This is a genomic window from Gillisia xinjiangensis (assembly GCF_046298265.1).
In the GTDB taxonomy this organism is placed as follows: Bacteria; Bacteroidota; Bacteroidia; order Flavobacteriales; family Flavobacteriaceae; genus Gillisia; species Gillisia xinjiangensis.
Map to the genome: position 1 here is coordinate 509804 of NZ_JBKAHK010000002.1, position 21808 is coordinate 531611.

16 protein-coding genes are annotated in these 21808 nt (G+C 39.2%); 10 read left to right on the plus strand and 6 right to left on the minus strand.

The features are described 5' to 3' along the window. The first annotated feature begins 169 nt into the window (after positions 1-169). The 7 genes from ACKGJN_RS03415 to ACKGJN_RS03445 all read left to right on the plus strand — a co-directional run bounded on the left by ACKGJN_RS03415 (position 170) and on the right by ACKGJN_RS03445 (position 11871). On the plus strand, positions 170-3304 hold the full coding sequence (locus ACKGJN_RS03415; RefSeq protein WP_409538025.1) for a WD40/YVTN/BNR-like repeat-containing protein: 3135 nt from the start codon (positions 170-172) through the stop codon (positions 3302-3304). 140 nt (positions 3305-3444) lie between these two features. After that, positions 3445-4164 carry a DNA repair protein RecO gene (gene recO, locus ACKGJN_RS03420; protein ID WP_409538026.1) on the plus strand — a complete coding sequence of 240 codons (720 nt, stop codon included), beginning with the start codon at positions 3445-3447 and terminating at the stop codon, positions 4162-4164. Next, the gene (locus ACKGJN_RS03425) at positions 4165-6564 is read left to right on the plus strand and encodes a TonB-dependent receptor plug domain-containing protein (protein ID WP_409538027.1); all 2400 of its coding nucleotides are present in this window, start codon (positions 4165-4167) and stop codon (positions 6562-6564) included. Between the two features lie 131 nt (positions 6565-6695). Beyond that, a complete protein-coding gene (ileS, locus tag ACKGJN_RS03430) occupies positions 6696-10118 on the plus strand; it encodes an isoleucine--tRNA ligase (RefSeq protein ID WP_409538028.1) in 3423 nt (1140 codons plus the stop codon). A gap of 4 nt (positions 10119-10122) precedes the next feature. Then, a complete protein-coding gene (locus ACKGJN_RS03435; protein ID WP_409538029.1) occupies positions 10123-10506 on the plus strand; it encodes a TraR/DksA family transcriptional regulator in 384 nt (127 codons plus the stop codon). Positions 10507-10537: 31 nt separating this feature from the next. Then, entirely contained in the window at positions 10538-11212 is a 675-nt protein-coding gene (locus tag ACKGJN_RS03440; protein WP_409538030.1) for a DUF4097 family beta strand repeat-containing protein, read from the plus strand. 41 nt (positions 11213-11253) lie between these two features. Further along, positions 11254-11871 carry a lipoprotein signal peptidase gene (locus ACKGJN_RS03445; RefSeq protein ID WP_409538031.1) on the plus strand — a complete coding sequence of 206 codons (618 nt, stop codon included), beginning with the start codon at positions 11254-11256 and terminating at the stop codon, positions 11869-11871. A gap of 5 nt (positions 11872-11876) precedes the next feature. Here the strand turns inward: ACKGJN_RS03445 and ACKGJN_RS03450 are convergent, their stop codons facing one another. The 6 genes from ACKGJN_RS03450 to ACKGJN_RS03475 all read right to left on the minus strand — a co-directional run bounded on the left by ACKGJN_RS03450 (position 11877) and on the right by ACKGJN_RS03475 (position 16652). Next, positions 11877-12290, minus strand: a complete 414-nt coding sequence (locus ACKGJN_RS03450) for a response regulator (RefSeq protein ID WP_409538032.1) — start codon at positions 12288-12290, stop codon at positions 11877-11879. 6 nt (positions 12291-12296) lie between these two features. After that, a complete protein-coding gene (locus ACKGJN_RS03455) occupies positions 12297-13748 on the minus strand; it encodes a PAS domain-containing sensor histidine kinase (RefSeq protein WP_409538033.1) in 1452 nt (483 codons plus the stop codon). Between the two features lie 61 nt (positions 13749-13809). Beyond that, the gene (locus ACKGJN_RS03460; RefSeq protein ID WP_409538034.1) at positions 13810-14376 is read right to left on the minus strand and encodes a 5-formyltetrahydrofolate cyclo-ligase; all 567 of its coding nucleotides are present in this window, start codon (positions 14374-14376) and stop codon (positions 13810-13812) included. Beyond that, on the minus strand, positions 14354-15355 hold the full coding sequence (locus ACKGJN_RS03465) for a succinylglutamate desuccinylase/aspartoacylase family protein (protein WP_409538035.1): 1002 nt from the start codon (positions 15353-15355) through the stop codon (positions 14354-14356). Before ACKGJN_RS03465 ends, ACKGJN_RS03460 begins: the two co-directional genes overlap by 23 nt. A gap of 3 nt (positions 15356-15358) precedes the next feature. Continuing rightward, the gene (rimK, locus tag ACKGJN_RS03470; RefSeq protein WP_409538036.1) at positions 15359-16231 is read right to left on the minus strand and encodes a 30S ribosomal protein S6--L-glutamate ligase; all 873 of its coding nucleotides are present in this window, start codon (positions 16229-16231) and stop codon (positions 15359-15361) included. Next, positions 16203-16652, minus strand: a complete 450-nt coding sequence (locus tag ACKGJN_RS03475; RefSeq protein ID WP_409538037.1) for an ATP-dependent zinc protease family protein — start codon at positions 16650-16652, stop codon at positions 16203-16205. The genes rimK and ACKGJN_RS03475 overlap by 29 nt, the downstream gene beginning before the upstream one ends. Before the next feature lie 177 nt (positions 16653-16829). On the opposite strand from ACKGJN_RS03475, the gene uvrC reads away from it, so the two are divergent. The 3 genes from uvrC to ACKGJN_RS03490 all read left to right on the plus strand — a co-directional run bounded on the left by uvrC (position 16830) and on the right by ACKGJN_RS03490 (position 21738). Beyond that, positions 16830-18620, plus strand: coding sequence for an excinuclease ABC subunit UvrC (gene uvrC / locus ACKGJN_RS03480; RefSeq protein WP_409538378.1), 1791 nt, complete (start codon positions 16830-16832; stop codon positions 18618-18620). A 205-nt stretch (positions 18621-18825) separates the two neighbouring features. Beyond that, positions 18826-21051: a patatin-like phospholipase family protein gene (locus ACKGJN_RS03485; protein ID WP_409538038.1), complete on the plus strand. Its 2226-nt coding sequence runs from the start codon at positions 18826-18828 to the stop codon at positions 21049-21051. 54 nt (positions 21052-21105) lie between these two features. Then, entirely contained in the window at positions 21106-21738 is a 633-nt protein-coding gene (locus ACKGJN_RS03490) for a Crp/Fnr family transcriptional regulator (RefSeq protein ID WP_409538039.1), read from the plus strand. Positions 21739-21808 lie beyond the last annotated feature (70 nt).

Consider the following 21808-nt stretch of genomic DNA (forward strand, 5'->3'; position numbering starts at 1 on the left):
CGGCATTTTTTATGTGTTCCTTTCTAAGAATTATTTACAAAGGTTTGGTGTAAAGATTTTTATCCTTAATTTGTACATTTCCTGTTTTTTTAGCAGGAAATAAATTTTTTTCTTTGAGTGAATAAGAAACTAAAATTTAATTACCATAATTAGTCCCTAACAAGCACGTATGAAGTATCCCAATTTTCTTAAAAAATACAAATTTATTTTTCTTAATTTATTTTTACTGGCTCCCCTTTTTCTTGTTCAGGCCCAACAGGTTCAGCAGGAAACTTTAGATACAACGCTTTTCCAAACCCTGGAGTACAGAGTTGCAGGTCCTTACCGTGGTGGGCGCTCTACAGCCATAGCAGGTCATGCGGACAGGATTCATGAATATTACTTCGGTGCTACCGGTGGAGGCCTATGGAAAACCACGGACGGAGGTCTTATTTGGAAACCTGTAACCGATGGCCAGATCAATGCTTCTTCAGTAGGAGCTGTTGATGTCGCAGATAGTAATCCCGATATTGTTTACATTGGGATGGGGGAATCTCAGTTTAGAGGTAACATCATGCAAGGAGATGGCATCTATAAATCTATAGATGCCGGGAAGACCTGGGAAAATGTTGGCTTAAAAGATTCTCAAACGGTTTCCCGAATTCGAATTCACCCTACCAATCCTGATATTGTTTATGCAGCGGTTTTGGGGCATCCTTTTGGCCCAAATGAGGAACGCGGGGTTTTTAAAACAACCGATGGCGGAAAATCCTGGAATAAGATTCTTTATAAAGGACCAAAAGCCGGAGCAGCCGATCTGATCATTGATCCTAATAATCCTGAAGTAATTTACGCTTCCATTTGGGAGGTTTATAGGAAGCCATGGAAAATGTGGGGAGGTGGAGGAGCTTCCGGATTCTTTAAATCTACTGACGGTGGAAAGAACTGGACCGAACTTACTAAAAAATCCGGATTACCGGAAGGTCCCATAGGCAAGATAGGGATCACGGTTTCTCCCTTGGATTCCAACAGAGTTTGGGCAATTATAGAAGCCAACGAAGGAGGGGTTTTTAGATCTGATGATGCAGGTTTAACCTGGAAACGCACAAATGAGGACAGAAAGCTGCGGCAACGGGCTTTTTATTACACCAGAATTTATGCAGATCCTCAGGATAAAGAAACTGTTTATGTACTTAATGTTGATTTTTGGAAATCTACCGATGGCGGAGTAGAATTTGATACCGAGATCAAAGTTCCCCACGGAGATAATCATGATCTCTGGATAGACCCCAATAACCCAATGCGTATGGCCGAGGCCAATGACGGAGGGGGAACTATATCTGTAAATGGTGGAGAAACCTGGACAGACGAGGATTTTCCTACTGCCCAATTATATCATATTACCGCTACCAACGACTTCCCGTATTTTGTCGCGGGTGCGCAGCAGGATAACAGCACAGTTGCTGTTCCCAGTGAAGGTTGGGATTTCCTAACCGCACGGGGAAATACTATGAAAGAAAGTGTTCCCTCATATTCTGTAGGAGGAGGGGAAAGCGGCTATATCGCTCAGGATCCGAATAATCTGGATATATTTTATGCGGGGAGTTATTCCGGAGTATTGACCAGGATAAACCGCAAGACCGGAGAACGAAGACGCATAGAACCGTATCCACGATATTTTATGGGAAATGCCGCTGAGACCTTACCAGAGCGGGTGCACTGGACCTATCCTATTGTTTTTTCACCTCTTGAAGATAGGCTGTATGTAACGAGTCAGCATGTTTGGACAACTACCAGTGAAGGACAATCCTGGGAAAAAATAAGTCCGGATCTTACCTATGCAGATCCTGAAACCATGGGGGTAAGCGGGGGAGAAGTTACACTCGATATGAGTGGCCCGGAATTATACGCCACTGTGTATGCACTGGCTCCTTCTTACCACGATGTAAATACCATCTGGGCAGGATCTGATGACGGTTTGATCCATATTACCAGGAACCACGGGAAGACCTGGGAAAATATTACTCCCCCGGGCTTGCCAAAGCATTCGCGGGTGAGTATTATTGATGCTTCAAAACACAAACCCGGAACAGCTTACGTTGCCGTGAAACGATATCAAATGGATGACCGTAGTCCCTATATTTTTAAAACCAAGGACTATGGCAAAACCTGGAAGAAGATCACCACTGGAATTCCGGAAGGACATTACGTGCATGTGGTAAGGGAAGATATTACCACTCCCGGATTGCTGTATGCAGGTACAGAACATGGAATGTACGTTTCTTTTGATGATGGTGAAAACTGGAATTCCCTTCAGCTCAACCTACCGGATGTTGCAATAAGGGATCTTGCGGTTACAGAAAAGGATATTGCTATTGCTACCCACGGAAGATCTATGTGGATCCTTGACGATATTTCCCCTATAAGAGAATACAACAAAGATATTTTGAAAAAGGACCTTCATTTATTCAAGCCTTATTATGCAGTAAGAAGGGTACAGGATGCTATTTTTCATTATAACCTCGGAAAAGATGCAGAAGAGGTAAAAATTGAGATTTTGGATCCTTCCGGAGAAATTATCCAGACTTTTATTTCTGAAGAGCCAAAGCCTGAAGAAGAGAAAAAACCGGAAGATCCTGAAGTTATAAAAGGAGATGAAACTAAAGTTGTAAAAGAAGTAGTTAAGGAAGAGCTAAAAGAAACAGCTAATGGTTATACTCCACCAAAGCCACCAGCCAGTAAAAAAGGATTGAACACTTACAAATGGGATTTAAGGTATCCTGGTTCTACAGTATTTGATGGAATGATCTTATGGTCTGCCCGTCCTGAAAGAGGGCCGCTGGCAAAACCCGGAATTTATCAGGTAAGGGTAAATGCAAATGGTAAAACGGAAACCAAACCTTTTGAGATCAAACTTGATCCAAGGTTGGAAAATATTTCTGAAGCAGATATTAAAGAACAGTTTGATCTTGGAATGAAAATTCGTGAGAAAGTAAGCGAGGCCAATGAAGCCGTTATAAAGATTAGAGAATACAAAGAACAAATGGGTGATAACATCAATTCTGAAGTGTTGAAAAACCTTAATACAGTTGAAGAGGCTATTTACCAGGTGAAAAATGAGAGTAACCAGGATCCTTTAAACTTCCCCATCAGGCTAAATAACAAAATTGCCAGTTTAGGATTGATCGTGGATAGCGGGGAGGCAAGGCCTACAGATGGGGCCTATTTGGTTTTTGAGGAACTTTCAGAAGAGTTATCTGTTCTTATTAATGAAATGGAAGCTATTTTTTTAAATGCTGAAAAAACTAATTCCATGAAAAAGTAATTTATGCTACCAGGTTAATAACTGTAAAAACCTTTCTTGATTTAGAACTACATTTATACCTAAGATCAAATTTATATAAGCTTTGAAAATGCCGCTTCCCGAGCGGCATTTTTTAATTATCTTCGTCCAAAATTTTCCCGATGCTGGTAAAAACCAATGCCATTGTTATAAGTGCTTTGAAATATGCGGAGGCAGATTTAATTGTGAAATGCTACACCCAAAAAAGCGGCCTTAAAACGTATATTTTGCGCGGAGTTCTAAGGTCTAAAAAAGGAAAATTCAAGACCTCCATGTTTCAACCCTTGTCTCAACTGGAACTGGTTGCAAAGCATAAGGATAAAGGCACGCTGGAATATTTGCAGGAAGCAAAAATGCTAAGCACCTATAAAACACTTCATACAGATGTAATAAAATCATCCATGGTACTTTTTGTTTCTGAAATTCTTCGGAATTCGATACAGGAGGAAGAAGAGAATGAAGCTTTATACCATTATCTGGAAACAACACTAAACTGGCTGGATCATCATGAGAGGTTCGCTAATTTTCATTTGCTGTTTATGCTGAAACTTACCAGGTACCTTGGTTTTTATCCCGATGATTCCAATACCAATTCTGAATACTTTAATTTGTTGGACGGCGTATTTCAGGATGTGGAAACCAATAATTACTGTATAGAAGGCCAAAACGCTCTGATTTTAAAACAACTTCTGGGTATAAATTTTGATGGGTTAGAACTACTGAAATTAACCAAAACTAACCGAAGCCATTTTCTTGAGATGTTATTAGTGTATTATCAACTTCATATAGACGCATTTAAGAAACCAAAGTCGCTGGCGGTGCTTCACGAAATTTTCAATTAAATGCGAGTTCTTTTAGGCCTGTTTCTTTTTTTGTTTTTCAGCAATTCCTATGCTCAGGAAATAATGGTGCTGGATAGGGGGTCAAGAATCCCCTTGAGCAATGTGGCAATTTACAACAAAGAGAGAACCAGAAGCACACTCACTAATCTTGATGGAATTGCCAATATTTCCGGATTTTCTTCTGATCAAATTTTAATATTTAAACACGTTTCTCATCATGAGTTGCGAATCAAAAAATCTGACATCAAATTAAATTATAAGGTTTATTTAATTCCGGATGAAAATCAACTTCAGGAAGTAGTCCTGTCTGTTTCCAAATTCGCGCAAAATAAAAGAGACCTCCCAAGGCAGGTTGTGAGTATTACTTCAGAAGAAATTCAATTTTCCAATTCCCAAACCGCTGCCGATCTTCTAGAAAGCTCAGGCAAGGTATATGTTCAAAAAAGTCAACTGGGAGGTGGAAGTCCAATGATTAGAGGTTTTGCAACCAACAGATTGCTTATCACCGTAGATGGGGTGCGAATGAATAACGCTATTTTCAGAAGTGGAAATCTTCAGAATGTGATCTCTATAGATCCTTTGGCAGTAGAACGGGCGGAGGTTATTTTAGGTCCCGGATCTATAATTTTTGGAAGTGATGCGGTAGGAGGGGTTATGAACTTTTACACCTTGACTCCGGAGTTTGCAATGGGGCGCAATACGGTTGTTTCCGGAAATGCCTATTCCCGGTATGCCTCTGCTAGTGATGAAAAAACCATTCACGCCGATTTTAATATCGGCCGGAAAAACTGGGTGTTTCTAACCAGCATTACCTACTCCGATTTTGGGGACCTTAAAATGGGAAGTCATGGTCCGGATGAATATCTTAGGAACGAATATGTGATTAATAGCAATGGAAATGATCGTATTGTTTCAAATCAAGACCCCCGGATTCAAAAACCAACTGGTTACAATCAAATCAATATGTTGGAAAAGATTCGGTATATGCCCAATGAATTTTGGGATTTCAGCCTGAATTTCATGTACAGCACCACTTCCGATTTTCCACGGTACGACCGGCTTATTCAAAAAAGAAACGGGCAGTTGAGGTCTTCAGAATGGTATTATGGTCCGCAAACCTGGTTTATGGGGAATTTTAAAATCGATAAGGTAGGAAGTGGAGTGTTTTATGACAATGCTCAATTGACCGCCGCCTATCAATATTTCAAAGAAAGTAGGAACAATCGGGACTTTGGAAGCGAACTGCTTTTTAATTCTGAAGAAAATGTAGATGCCTGGTCGGTAAATCTGGATTATGAGAAAAAATTTGAAAAGAGTAAATTGAATTACGGCGCAGAATATGTTTTGAATGAGATTTCTTCTGAAGGGCGACAAATAAATAGAACCACGGGTAATTCAAATGCCGATATGCCCCGTTATCCAGATGGATCCTCATGGCAATCCCTTGCTGCCTATTCTGGATTTCAATGGGAACTCCACCCGGAATTAACCCTGCAAACTGGGGCCAGGTACAATCATATATTTTTGATAGCCGATTTTGACGATGCCGTATATCAATATCCTTTTAAAAATGCCGATTTAAGCACCGGTGCTTTAACAGGTAGTGCCGGACTGAGTTGGGATCCTTCAGAAAAAATCAATTGGAAATTAAATTTTTCAACAGCTTTTAGAGCTCCTAACATAGACGATGTGGGAAAGATCTTCGATTCAGAACCTGGATCTGTAGTGGTTCCAAATCCCGATTTAAAACCGGAATACGCCTACAATGGAGAAATTGCTGTGAACTGGAAAATTTCCCAAGCTATACGTGTTGATGTTGCTTCCTTTTATACACATTTGGACAACGCACTTATACGGAGGGATTTTAGCTTCAATGGAGTTGAAACAATAGATTACCAGGGAGAACCAAGTAATGTGCAGGCAATACAAAATGGCGCAAATGCTTATGTATATGGATTTGAAGGAGGAATTGTAATTAATTTTAGTCCTTCCCTTTTACTGAATTCTCAATTTACCATTACAGAAGGAAAAGAAGAACTGGATAACGGCACAACTGCTCCTTTACGACATGCAGCCCCGCTTTTTGGAAATACGCATTTGGTATGGCAGCGGGATAAATTAAAACTGGATCTTTTTGGAGAATACAACGGGCAGTTCGATTATGAGGACCTCGCTCCATCTGAACAAGGGAAAGCATATTTGTACGCCATTGACCAAAACGGGAATCCTTATGCCCCATCCTGGTACACTATTAATTTTACCGGACAGTATGAAATTTCAGCTAACTGGCAGGCAACGGCATCACTCGAAAATATTACCGATCAGCGGTACCGGACGTATTCTTCAGGAATTGCTGCCGCTGGAAGAAATTTGATCCTGGCGTTGAAATTTAGCTTTTAGCTTACAGAAACGAAACTCTGCAATAAGCCTAACAGGTCTTCAAGACCTGTTAGGTTTCACTTTTCCACTTATAAAACCTTCTCTTTTCTTAAAAATGATTATTTTCGCCCCTCATAAGAAATTTTGATAAAATGAGCACAAAGTTCGCTGAATATAAAGGTCTTGACCTTCCAAAAGTAGCAGAAGAAATCCTTGAATATTGGAAGGAGCATGATATTTTTGAGAAAAGCGTAACTACCCGTGAAGGAAAGGAGCCGTTCATATTTTTTGAAGGACCGCCTTCTGCCAACGGCTTACCGGGAATTCACCACGTGATGGCCCGTGCGATTAAAGATATATTTTGCAGATATAAAACCCAAAAAGGTTATCAGGTAAAACGAAAAGCCGGATGGGATACCCATGGGCTTCCAATAGAGCTTGGAGTGGAGAAGGAACTGGGAATTACAAAAGAGGATATCGGAACCAAGATAAGTGTAGAAAAATACAATGAAGCTTGTAAAAACGCTGTAATGCGCTATACCGATGTCTGGAACGACCTCACCGAAAAAATGGGTTATTGGGTGGATATGGAAGATCCATACATCACCTATAAATCAAAATATATGGAAACAGTGTGGTGGCTGCTTTCTGAAATTTATAAAAAAGGCCTTATTTACAAGGGATATACCGTCCAGCCGTATTCGCCAAAAGCAGGAACAGGATTGAGCTCCCATGAGCTTAACCAGCCGGGAACCTACCAGGATGTTACGGACACCACAGTTACGGCCATGTTCCGTATTTCAAACTCCTCCCCCTTGGGGGGAGGCCAGGAGGGGGCTATTGACCTTTCCGGGGAGCTAGAAGGAGCTTTCTTAATCGCCTGGACCACGACTCCCTGGACATTACCCAGTAATACGGCTTTAACAGTTGGTCCCAAAATAGAATATGTTACGGTTAAAACTTACAATCAATATACCTTTGAACCTATAACCATTGTAGTTGCAAAAGCGCTTGCCGATAAACAATTCGATAAAAAGTTCATTAAAGTTGCAGATAAAGAGGGCTTAAAAGGCTTTAAAGAAGGCGATAAAATTCCGTATTTTATAGATAAAACTTTCTTGGGAAAAGACTTGGTTGAATTAAGATACGAGCAATTGATGCCCTACGTGCAGCCGTATAATAATCCAGAAAACGCATTTCGTGTAATTTCCGGGGATTTTGTAACCGTAGAGGAGGGAACAGGTATCGTACACACGTCGCCAACCTTTGGGGCAGACGATGCCATGGTAGCAAAACAGGCAACTCCTGAAGTTCCGCCATTATTGGTAAAGGATGAAAATGACAACCTGGTCCCTATAGTGGATTTGCAGGGAAAATTTATAAAAGAGATCGGTGAGTTCGGCGGGAAATATGTTAAGAATGAATATTATGATGATGGTCAGGCTCCGGAGCGGTCTGTTGATGTGGAAATCGCGATAAAACTCAAGGAAGATAACAGAGCCTTTAAAGTCGAAAAATATGTTCACAGCTATCCGAATTGCTGGAGAACAGATAAGCCTATTTTATATTATCCACTGGATTCCTGGTTCATCAAAGTAACCGAGTTTAAGGACCGGATGTTTGAATTGAATAAAGGGATCAACTGGAAACCAAAATCTACCGGGGAAGGCCGTTTTGGGAACTGGCTTGCAAATGCAAACGACTGGAATCTTTCCAGAAGCAGGTACTGGGGGGTTCCATTGCCTATATGGAGAACGGAAGATGGAAAGGAAGAAATCATCATTGGGTCTATAGAAGAATTAAAAGCAGAAATGGCAAAAGCCGTGAAGGCCGGAGTTTTGGAAAAGGATGTTTTTGAAGGTTTCGAAGTTGGAAATATGAGTGAGGAAAACTATAATTTGGTAGACCTTCATAAAAATGTAGTAGATGAGATCACCCTGGTTGCTGATTCAGGAAAACCTATGAAGCGGGAGGCGGATCTTATAGATGTGTGGTTTGATTCTGGTTCTATGCCATATGCACAATGGCATTATCCTTTTGAAAATAGGGAAAAAGTAGATTCGGGAGAGCGGACTGCTGATTTCATCGCTGAAGGTGTAGATCAAACACGGGGATGGTTTTATACCCTGCACGCCATTGCAACCATGATATTTGATGATGTAGCCTATAAAAATGTAGTTTCCAACGGACTTGTTTTGGACAAAAACGGGCAAAAAATGTCCAAACGTCTTGGCAACGCTGCCGATCCTTTTACAACTTTATCTACCTATGGCGCAGATGCCACGAGGTGGTATATGATCTCCAATGCAAATCCCTGGGATAATTTAAAATTTGATCTGGAAGGCATCGGGGAAGTGAGTCGGAAATTCTTCGGAACACTTTATAATACGTACTCGTTCTTTACGTTGTATGCAAACATTGATAAATTCAAATATTCTGAAGCTGATATTCCCTTAGAGGAACGCCCTGAAATTGATCGATGGATACTTTCAGAATTGAATACCTTGATAAAAAAGGTTGATAAATTCTATGCAGAATATGAGCCTACAAAGGCAACAAGGGCAATTTCAGAATTTGTACAGGAAAATTTAAGCAATTGGTATGTTCGGTTAAGCCGAAGAAGATTTTGGAAAGGGGAGTATGAACAGGATAAAATTTCAGCCTATCAAACCCTTTACACCTGTATGCTGAGCGTTGCGAAATTAAGCGCACCGGTTGCTCCGTTTTTTATGGAAAAACTGTACAGGGATCTTAATGCGGTAACCGGTAGGGAAGCCTTTGAATCGGTTCATTTAGCCGATTTTCCAACCTTTGACAGTGCTTTTCTGGATAAGGACCTGGAACATAAAATGGAAAAGGCTCAAATTATTTCTTCCCTGGTTTTATCCCTTCGGAAAAAAGAGATGATCAAGGTGCGCCAGCCTTTGCAACGAATTATGATCCCTGTGTTGGATGAAAAGCAAAAAGCAGAAATCCGTGCGGTGGAGGATTTGATAAAATCGGAGGTGAACGTTAAGGAAATACAGCTTATAGATGATGCATCGGGGATTCTTGTAAAACAGGCGAAACCCAATTTTAAGACCTTGGGTCCGAAGTTTGGAAAGGAGATGAAATTTGTTGTGAATGTTATTAATAAGCTTACTTCAGTAGATATAGCAACGCTGGAGCGGGAAAGCGAATTATTTGTGGATATTAATGGAAAAATGACTAAATTGGTATCCGAATACGTAGTAATTACGTCCCAGGATATTGAAGGATGGCTGGTTGCCAGCAATAAAAACATCACTGTTGCTTTAGATGTTCATATTTCTGAAGAACTTAAGAAGGAGGGAATTGCCAGGGAGTTGGTTAACAGAATTCAGAACCTGCGAAAAGATTCCGGATTGGAAGTAACAGATACTATAGATGTGACCCTACTGAAGGATAGCGTTGTCGAGAACGCCGTCTTAGAAAATTTAAAGTATATAAAAAACGAGACACTCACTGCAAACCTCGAATTTGCGGACGTGGTTGCAGACGGAACAGAAATAGAATTCGACGATGTGACTACCAAATTGTCTATTAAAAAACATTAAACCCATGTCAACAGAAACCAAAGAACGTTACAACGATGCCGAACTGGCAGAATTTAAGGACTTAATCAAAGGAAAAATTCAAAAAGCCCAGGAACAATTGGCCCTTTACAAGAGTGCTTATGTCAACGACGGCAATAATGGTACAGATGACACTTCCCCCACTTTTAAAGCATTTGAGGAAGGGAGTGAAACCATGAGCAAGGAAGCAAATTCTCAATTGGCCATTCGCCAGGAAAAATTTATAAGAGACCTTAAAAATGCGCTGATTCGAATTGAAAGCAAGACTTATGGTATTTGCAGGGTGACCAATAAATTAATAGCTAAAGAGCGTTTAAAATTGGTGCCACACGCCACTTTGAGTATGGAAGCGAAGAATTTGCAGCGTTAAGCGTTAGGCAATATTATTATTAATTATATATGTGCTCCAGTTTGATCTTATTCATATTGGAGCATTTTTTATATCCTTTGGTTGGATGAAGTTTTATGTTTCATTTTTGATATTTTTCAGTGTTGTTTTAAGCGCATTTTCCCAAAAGGATTTGTCGGCAACTTATGATGCTCAAAATATTAAAAAGGTCTATATTTTTACCGATGAGGTATTCAGGATCAATTTGAAAACTTCGGAAAAAGATAAAATCATTCTCACTTCCCATTCTGAAGGGGAATATTTCAATGATATATCGCTAAATGTGGAGCTTTTGCAGGACAGGGTGATTCTAACAACTCAATTCCGGAAAATTCTTCAAAGCGGATATGATAAGCTGAGTGCGCACAAGGTTTTTTCCCTGGAAATCACCCTGGAAATACCTGAAGGTCTTGAGGTGTTTATAAAATCCAATATAGCCTCTGTTTCCGGTAGCGGAACTTATAAAAATCTGGAAGTTGAGTTGAAGTCAGGATATTGTGAACTTACATCTTTTATGGGAAATGCCCTTGTAAATACATACAATGGCTCCATTGATGTGCAAACCCAAAATGCGGAGATCACTGCAATCTCAAGAAATGGGAACGTGCTGGTTTCTCCCGAAATCACGGGAAAAAATAAAATTCATCTCACAACTATTAATGGAAATATCAGGGTACGAGAAAACTAAATAAAATTAGTATTTTTGTGCCGTTTTAATACAAACCTTTCATGTCCTTAAAAAAAGCGAGTCTCATTATTATTCTGATCTTACTGATAGATCAAATTTCCAAATTTTACATCAAGACCAATTTCATTCTTGGAGAAGAAGTTAGAGTAACTGACTGGTTCAGGATTCTTTTTGTTGAAAACGAGGGAATGGCCTGGGGGGCAAAAATCCCGGGAGAATATGGAAAATTACTGCTTACTTTGTTCCGTTTGGGAGCTATTGTAGGAATAGGCTATTGGTTGTGGGATTCCATTAGAAACAATGGTTCCAGGATCCTGATTACCGCCATCGCATTCATTTTTGCAGGTGCGTTTGGGAATATAATAGATTCTGTGTTCTACGGAATCATTTTCGACGACAGTTATGGGCACGTAGCTACTTTTATGCCTGATGCTGGTGCTTATGGCACTTTATTCCATGGGAAAGTAGTAGACATGCTTTATTTCCCCTTATATGATGGAATTTTACCGGAATGGATCCCATTTTGGGGCGGTGAGCACTTCACTTTTTTTGAGCCGGTTTTCAATGTTGCAGATACCGCAATAAGCACAGGTGTGGTGCTTCTTTTATTATTCAATAAAAAAGCTTTCCCAAATAAAGAGGAAGAAAAAAAGGAATAAGAGAATCAGGCCACGTCCCTGTCAAATATTTGCTCAAACTTCTTAAGTTCAATAGGTTTTATCAAATAATCGGTAACCAGATTAAAGGATTTTGCCCTTTCAAGATCTCTAGGATCTATGGAGGATGAAACTACATAAAGGATGATCTTCTTGTCGAAGTTATTCTTGATCTTAATAAATTCCCCAAGAAATTCCCATCCATCCATTACTGGCATATTAAGGTCCAGGAAAATGATATCCGGCAGTTTGTCTTCGGTCATATTGGTTAGGATCACTTTGAAGTAATCTAAAGCCTCCAGACCGTTTTTAAAGATTAGTAAATTTTCAGAAAGATGTTTAATCTCAATGATCTTCCGCACTAAGTTCACGTATATTTTATCATCATCGATAATACACGCCAATTCTATTTTTTGCCCCATTTTAATCTAAAATTTAATTTTAAAAGTTGTTCCAATATTTACGGTGCTTGTAACCGAAATAGAACCTCCCAGGGTTTCTACCTGGTTTTTGGTAATAAACAAGCCAATTCCTTTTGCATCGGAATTCCTATGAAAAGTTTTATACATCCCGAACATTTTTTCCCCAAATTGATCGAGATCTATTCCCATTCCATTATCGCTTATTTCCATAAACGATTGTTCATTAAACAGATAGGTTTGAATGAAAATCACAGGTTTTCTACCAGGCTGTTTATACTTTATTGCATTAGTTATTAAATTTAGTAAAATACTTTCAAGATATTCAGGAATATATTGAATTTCTTTATGGGCTTTAAAATCGGAAATAATGGTAGCACCTTCCCTTTTTATTAGTGAAGAGACCGATGCCATAACCACATCCAGGGCACTGCTGAAACTTGTGGTTTTTCGCTCTTTTGTCATTACATCCTGATGCGTCACCATTTCATTTAGCTTAGAGATCGCGACATCCAGGTTTTCAGAAATATCAGAGATATTTTCCAGCAATTCCATTTTATCTTTTAAAGGCTGGGTTTCAGAAAGCAACTGAACCACCAGGCTAAGATTGCTGCTGTGAGATCTTAAGTTATGCGAAACGATGTGTGCAAAATTGAACAACCTTGAATTTTGTGCCGCAATGATATCCAGGGAGTTTTGTAAATTGAGCTCATTGTTTTTGTTTTCATCTATATTTTGAAAAACTCCACGAATCCCTATGATTTCCTGTTCCTCATTATAAACCGGCTTTCCTGTGGCCCTTACCCAAAATTCTTTTCCATAAAGGGTGACCATTTTTATTTCGGTTTTAAAAGGAATTCCGTATTTCTCACATTTTGTAAACATGGAAAGCGCTTTTTCCTGATGATCTGTGGCGTAAAAACGTAAACGTTCATCATAATTTACCTGGTAATCACCCGGGCAATCCAGGATTTTTTTAGTGACATCGTCCCAGTAAATCGCCTTGTGGAGGGTGTCTATATACCAACCACCGGTAGAGGTCATCTCTGCGGTTTCCCGGTAATAGAAAAAATTCTCCTCAATGGTGTATTGATCCCGTTTACTCTGGTGGATATTTACAAAAAGCAATACCGCAGTATCTTTATTGCTGTTTTCCTTACTTTTTAAATTCCGGCATTCAAACCAACGGTATTTATCATTTTGGAGCTTTAATTTTATTTCCTGGCTTATTTGCGGGGTTTCGGAAGAAAGACTTTCGAAGGCTGTCCTAAAATCGTATTTATAATCTTTATGGAGAATGTTATTTAAAAAATAGGTGAAAATGGAATCCTGGGTGGAAGGTTTACCTACAAGCGCTTCAAAATGCTCGGACCATGTGATTTCGTTTGTAAGAGTATTGATTTTCCAGTAGGCAATATCAAAATCTTCCAGAATACTGTTTAACTGAAGGTCGTTGAGCATCAATTGTGTATATAGTGGTCTAAATGTAGGACAATGTTAAAAATAATGCAAATATACTTACTTATTTTTTGAACTTGTAGATATGATGGGGGCTTACGCAGTAGTCTAAAGCCACGTCACTACTTAAAATCCCGGGAATCTCGTCTTCCGCTTCAAAAAGGGAAAGTCCTATTTTAATCACATCTTTCCTGCAATTGGCGAGGAAAATGTCATAAAATCCTTTTCCATAACCTACCCGGTGCCCGGATTTGTCAAAGGCAAGTAAAGGAACAAATACCACATCTATTTTAGAAGCAGGAACTTCAATACCATCCACAGGTTCTGGAATATCCCATTTGTTCTTTTTGATAAGGGTAGTATCTGTGAGAAGAAAATTTTGCAGTTCTCTCGTTTCAAAATCGCTTTTGGATAGAACGATATTTTTATCTTTTCCCTGTAAAATATGAAGTAGAGGCTCTGTGTGGATCTCTTTTTTTTCTGAAATAGTTAAAAAAAGGTGATAGAATTCGTACTCCCAAACTGGAAGTTTAAGAAGATTGTTGGCTATTTCCAGACTTTGACTTTCAATGTTTTCAGAAGTCAGCGCCTTCCGTAAGCTTCGGTATTTACTTCGCAACGAGCTCTTCATCCTGGATTTTTGGTGGTAGTGTAATATGAAAAATTGCATCACCCTGGTACACAATAGGAGATTCATTTACGTTTATAACATGACCTGTGTGAGGGGAGGAAATTTTATGCCTGAATTTCCCGTAAGGATCGGTAATCGTACCAAGATACTCTCCTTTTTCAACGTGTTTTCCACATTCGATCTTTATATGGAGGAGTCCGCTATATTTTGCACGCATCCAGGTACTATTTTCAACGATAATACTTGGCATAAGGGCTTCCGGGCAATCAAACCTGGGTTTTAGCATCCCAAGGTGGCTTAAGATACGCATCGTGCCTTCCACCCCGTGTTTTGCGATTTCCTTATTGCTGTCCATGGATTTCCCACCTTCAAAAAGCAACACTTTTTTTCCTGCTTTGTGGCAGGTTTCACGATAGGATTTCGTAATGGTTTTAGAATACACCGTGAAAGGGGCATTAAAAATCCTGGCATATTTCATGCTGTTTTCATCCCCTTTATGAACGCGTAACTGGGCCGCATTAAACCTGCTGGAGCCACCGGTATGGAAGTCCAGGCAGAAATCGGCAACGGGAAGAATTTTGCTCGAAAACTGAAATGCAAATCGGCTGGCCAGCGACCCATTTTTAGTTCCCGGAAATACCCGGTTTAGATCCCGGCCATCGGGAAATTCCCGTGCCAGGTTTAAAAAACCAAAAACGTTTACCACCGGAATACAGATAATAGTTCCTTTTACCGGTTTATTTATATTTTTTGATATGATTTGACGAACAATTTCAACCCCGTTTAGCTCGTCCCCATGTATTCCTGCAGTAATTAGCATTACAGGACCCGGTTTTTTAGAACGTTCAATAATAACAGGAACTTCAACCGAAGTAGTGGTATATAATTTTGCCATGTTCAAATTGATCACAGCCCCCTTTCCGGGATGGATTTTTTTACCTAAAATTTCGAGTACATCATCCTTGTCAATGTGAGCCATAAACTAAACGTTTCTTTCTATATATCGTATAATAGTTTTTGCGATGTCCTTTCCGGTTGCCGCTTCAATACCTTCCAATCCCGGTGAAGAATTCACCTCAAGAATAAGTGGCCCTCTGGCACTTTGCAACATATCAACTCCGGCAACTCCAAGGCCCATAGCTTTGGCTGCTTTGATAGCCGCAGTCTCTTCCTCATCGGTTAATTCTATCACAGTAGCCGAACCACCACGGTGAAGGTTGGATCTAAATTCCCCTTCTTTCCCCTGTCTTTTCATAGCTCCTACCACGTGACCGTCAACAACCAGTGCCCTGATATCGGCGCCACCGGCTTCTTTTATAAATTCCTGAACAATGACCCTGGCCTGAAGACCATTAAAGGCTTCAATTACAGATTCGGCCGCATTTTTTGTTTCGGCTAAAACAACTCCAAGACCCTGAGTTCCTTCCAATAATTTTATAATTAAAGGTGCTCCTCCTACGTGGTCTATCACTTCACCTACATCCTTGGAGTAATTGGTGAAAACCGTTTTAGGCAAACCAAGTCTTGCTCTGGATAACACCTGCAAACTTCTTAATTTGTCTCGGCTTCTTACCAGGGATTGAGATTCGGTAGTGGTAAAAACCCCCATCATCTCAAACTGGCGCACTACCGCGGTTCCGTAAAATGTTACGGAAGCTCCAATCCTGGGAATCACAGCATCGGTTTCAAGGATCATCCGTCCTTTGTAAAAAATAGACGGTTTCCTTTTCTCTATGATCAAGTCACATTTTAGGGGATCTATTACTTCCACATGGTGATGTCTTTTCTTTGCGGCTTCAATAAGCCTTTGGGTGGAATAAAGATTGCTATTCCTGGATAGGATTCTTATGTTCATCGTTTTTTGAATTGTAAGATATATCTATTAACTCGGGATCTACTATAAATTTTGTGCTAAGGAACTTTCTTCCTATCAAAACAGGATATCGCATATCTTGCCGGGCAGACAAAGAAAGGGAAATTTTAAAAACCTTTTCAAAAATTTTTATGGTAGATTGAACCTGAAACCTCTTTTGTATCAAACCATTACTGCTTTTCACAAATACAATGTCGTAATCCCTGAAAATGAATTCTTTTCCGTTGTATAACGGATGTTCTTCATCCAGAAAAGTACAGTGAAGAAAGCCCTCTTTTTCAATGATATTGTCACAGTGAATGGATGAGGTATACGCCCCGGTGTCAATTTTAACAGAGATATCCTTCAGGTGTAATAATGGGAAATCAGCCTTATCAAATCGGCCTATTACTGTCTTTTCCATGGGCGCAAGGTACTAAAATGATTAATTATGCTATCTTATAAAGACCTTAAATTATTCAAATAAAATACAAAAAAGTTCCCTTTTTAGATGTTGATTTTTCTCCTCTAAATAAAATTTTAACATTAGTTGATGGCGCTTATTTTATCGCTCCCGGTAATATGTAATATCTTTGGCGGGATGGAAACACCCTCATTGGAAATACAACTGCAAACTTTACCCCAAAGTCCCGGAGTATATCAGTATTACGATAAGAATGGGCGGATTCTTTATGTAGGAAAAGCTAAAAACCTTAAGAAACGGGTTACTTCGTATTTCAATAAAACCCACGACAATCACCGCACAAGTGTTATGGTTAAGAAGATCTACGATATTAAGCATATTGTGGTAGCTTCTGAAACCGATGCTTTATTGCTGGAAAATAACCTGATTAAAAAATATCAGCCGCGCTTTAATGTGATGCTCAAGGATGATAAAACCTATCCCTGGATATGTATTAAAAACGAACGCTTTCCCAGGGTTTTTCCTACCAGAAGATTGATAAAGGACGGAAGTGAATATTACGGACCTTTCACCAATTTTAAAACTGTCAACACCTTGCTGGATTTAATAAAAGGTCTTTATCAATTACGCACCTGCAATTACGATCTTTCTTCAGAAAAAATTAAGAATGGAAAATTTAAGGTATGCCTGGAATACCATTTGGGGAATTGCAAAGGGCCGTGTGAAGCTTTTCAGGAAGAAAAGGAGTATAATGAAAATATAGAAGCCATCAGGCAGATCGTGAAGGGAAATTTTAAGGATTCCCTTCAGCAATTCCGCCATCAGATGAAGGCTCATTCCGAAAAAATGGAATTTGAAGAAGCACAGCGCATCAAGGAAAAGATTGATGTTTTGGAGAACTATCAGTCAAAATCTACCGTGGTAAATTCAAAGATCAATAATGTAGATGTTTTTTCCATTGTAAGTGATGAGGGTTACGGATATGTGAATTTTCTTCAGATCTCTCATGGGGCCATTATTAGATCCCACACCATTGAAATGAAAAAGAAACTCGATGAAAGCGATAAGGAGTTGCTGGAATTGGGTATAGTGGAGATAAGGCAGCGGTTTCGTTCAAATTCAAAAGAAGTTTATGTGCCTTTTAAAGTGGATGTTGGAGAAGATGTTATTATTTATGTTCCGAAATTGGGCGATAAAAAGAAAATCATCGATTTTTCTATCAGAAATGCCCGGTACTACAGGCAGGAGCAATTTAAACAGATGAAAATTGTGGATCCGGACAGGCACGTGAACCGGATTATGGCTCAAATGAAGGAAGATCTTAGGCTGAGTGAGGAACCCAGGCACATTGAATGTTTTGACAATTCAAACATTCAGGGAACCAATCCGGTAGCGGCCTGTGTGGTATTTAAAAATGGAAAAGCAAGTAAAAAAGATTATCGTAAATTTAATATCAAAACTGTAGAGGGACCCGATGATTTTGCTTCTATGGAAGAAGTGGTTTTTAGAAGATACAAAAGACTGCTGGAGGAAGAGGAACCTTTGCCCCAACTCATTATTGTAGATGGCGGAAAAGGTCAGCTTTCTTCAGGTGTAAAAGCACTGGAAGACTTGGGGTTAAGAGGAAAAATTGCGATTATAGGAATCGCTAAAAGGCTGGAAGAATTGTACTACCCCGGAGATTCTATTCCGCTATATTTGGATAAGAAATCGGAAACCTTAAAAATAATTCAGCAATTGCGAAATGAAGCGCATAGATTTGGGATTACCTTTCATAGAAATAAACGAAGTAAAACTGCCTTAAATACAGAGTTGGAAGCCATAACGGGCATTGGGGATAAAACAGTTGTGGAATTGTTAACGCATTTTAGGTCATTAAAAAGAATTAAGGAAGCATCCCTGGAAGATTTGTCCAAATTGGTTGGTCAGGCAAAAGCAAACATTATTTACAGTAACTATCATCAGTAATAAATGAAACATCCTTAACGGCAAGTCGATACACAGGTGGATGATTATTATGGGTGTTACTCCCGACAGCTCGGGAGACTGATAAAAAACAATAAAAAACAGATGAAATGAGCATAACGGAAATAAGATACAAACACCGATGAAAATATGCGAATTACTCCCGACAGCTATCGGGAGACCAATAAAAGACAATAAGTATCTACTTATGAAAAAATTAATCTGTATTATATTTATAATCCTTTCTTTTCAGGGATTTTCCCAGGAAAAAAATGAGGTAAAAGTGGGATTGGTTTTAAGTGGGGGTGGTGCAAAAGGACTGGCTCATATAGGTGCTTTAAAGGTTATTGAAGAGGCGGGAGTAAAGATAGATTACATTGGAGGAAGCAGCATGGGGGCTATTGTTGGGGCATTATATGCTTCGGGATATAGCGCGACACAATTGGATTCTCTTTTTCACGATATCAATTTTAATATTCTTATTCAGGATCAGGTGCCGCGAAGCGCTAAAACCTTTTATGAAAAGGAGGATACTGAAAAATATGCGATCACCCTTCCCTTTGACGGTTTTAAAGTTTCTTTTCCTTCCGGACTTTCCAAAGGCCAGAACATCTATAATTTAGTATCAAAACTTACCCTGCACCTGGGAAATGTTCGCGAATTTAAGAATTTACCAATTCCATTTTTTTGTGTTGCAGCAAATATAGAAACCGGGGAGCAGGTAATTTTAGACAGTGGTTCTTTAGCTAAAGCGGTTTCAGCCAGCAGTGCGATCCCTTCGGTTTTTAGTCCGGTAAGAATAGATGGTAAACTCCTTACAGATGGCGGAGTTGCAAATAATTATCCTATAGAGGAACTTAAACGTAGAGGAGCGGAGTTGATTATTGGGGTCGATGTACAGGATAGTCTGGTAGACCGTGAACAGCTTAAAAGCGTTTTTGAGATCTTGACACAAATTAATAATTTCAGGACTATAAGCGATATGCGTCAAAAAATAAAGATGACAGATCTCTATATTAAACCCGATATCACCAGATTTAATATATTGTCATTTGATAAGGGATCTGCCATAATCGACTCCGGGGAAGTGGCAGCACGGGCAAGGATAGAGGATTTGAAGCGAATAGCTGAGAGCCAAACTTCAGCTCCTTTAAAGCTGAAAAAAGTTAAACCCATTGATAGCATTAATATAAGTTCACTTACAATTGAAGGAAACAATTCCTATCCGCGCACTTATATTCTGGGAAAGTTGAGGCTTAAGTACGGCCGGGGATATACCATGGGGGACTTGGCAGATGGTATTAATAACCTTTCAGCTACCGGAAATTTTGACAGGATCAATTACAATCTTTTTCCCATAGATACTTCATATACGCTGGCTATTCAGCTGGAAGAAAGTCAAAATAAAACCTTCCTGAGGTTGTCCCTTCATTATGATGATCTTTATAAAAGCGGAGCATTAATCAACCTTACAAGGAAAAGTTCCCTTTTCACGAATGATGTAGCCTCACTGGATGTTGTTTTGGGAGATAATTTCAGATATAATTTTCAATATTATATCGATAAGGGGTACTACTGGAGTTTAGGGGTAAAATCGAGATACAATAATTTTAATAAGGGAGTGGCCTTTGATTTTGCCAGGGAGAATGCGGGTATTGAAAATATTGGGATCAACAGGATAGAAGTGGATTATAAGGATTATACCAATCAATTATATGGGGAAACCTTTTTTAAACAGATTTTCTCCCTGGGAATTGGCGTGGAGCACAAACATTTAAAGATAACCTCTGAAACTTTGCTTGAAAATCCCGGCAATGACCTATCCTCTGCAGTCTTTGAGAATAGCAACTACTACAGCGCTTTTGGGTACCTAAAACTGGATAGTTTCGACAATAAATATTTCCCTAAAAAGGGCGTTTATTTTGACGGGGATTTTCATCTTTATTTATTTTCTTCAGATTATAATAATAATTTCTCTGAGTTTTCCATCGCAAAAGGGAAATTAGGATATGTATTTTCTATACTTCCAAAGTTCACCGGCAGAATATTTTCTGAATCGGGTTTTAGGATAGGTACCTCCGGCAGCAACACGTTGGACTTCTTTTTGGGCGGCTATGGAAATGATTTTATCAATAATTTTGTTCCGTTTTTAGGATATGATTTTATAAGTATTTCCGGAGATAGTTATATTAAGGGCATGGTGGAACTGGATTATGAGATCTTTAATAAAAATCATTTAACTGGCAGTGCCAATTTTGCCAACGTAGAAAACAATTTATACGCTAGCGGAAACTGGTTTTCTATCCCTGATTATACAGGATATGCGTTAGGGTATGGTTTGGAGACACTGCTGGGCCCTGTAGAGGTGAAATATTCTTTTTCCCCGGAAATTAAAAGAAGTCAATGGTTTTTTAGTTTGGGGTATTGGTTTTAAGGGGTAAAAGCCGGGTTAAAAACCTTATTTTTAACCTTTGAAAAAAATCAGCCAATGTTAGACGAGTTAAAAAAATCTTATACCGGTATTCTTGAAGATGCAATCCTTGAAGAAATTGCAGAATCAGGAATCCTAAAAACATTTCACGAGAACGAAAAGATCATTGATTATGGAGAATATGTGAAATTCCTTCCGTTGCTTTTGAGCGGAGCCATCAAGATTTTGAGGGAAGATAAAGAAGGGGATGAATTGCTGCTTTATTTCCTGGAAAGCGGGGATACCTGTGCAATGACACTGTCTTGTTGTTTAGGGCAAACCCGAAGCGAAATACGCGCGGTTGCCGAAAAGGAAACTCAACTTATCATGATCCCCATTCAAAAGATGGAGGAATGGACTTCCAAATATAAAAGCTGGCGCAACTTCGTATTTGACAGTTATCATTCCAGGCTTACTGAAATGTTGGAAACCATAGACACCATCGCTTTTTTAAACATGGATAAACGTCTTATGAGGTATCTTCAGGATAAAGCAAAGATCAATCAAAATGAATTGATACAGGTTACACATCAGGAAATAGCTTACGATTTACACACCTCCAGGGTAGTAATATCAAGATTATTAAAGAAACTTGAAATCGACGGAAAAATAGAACTACAGCGAAATGCTATTAGGGTATTGGACCTTTAAAAAAGCCAAAATTTTGATGAAACCCCGGTCTTTTAAACTCCCTTGGGGGAGACCAAATCCCTGAATTAGG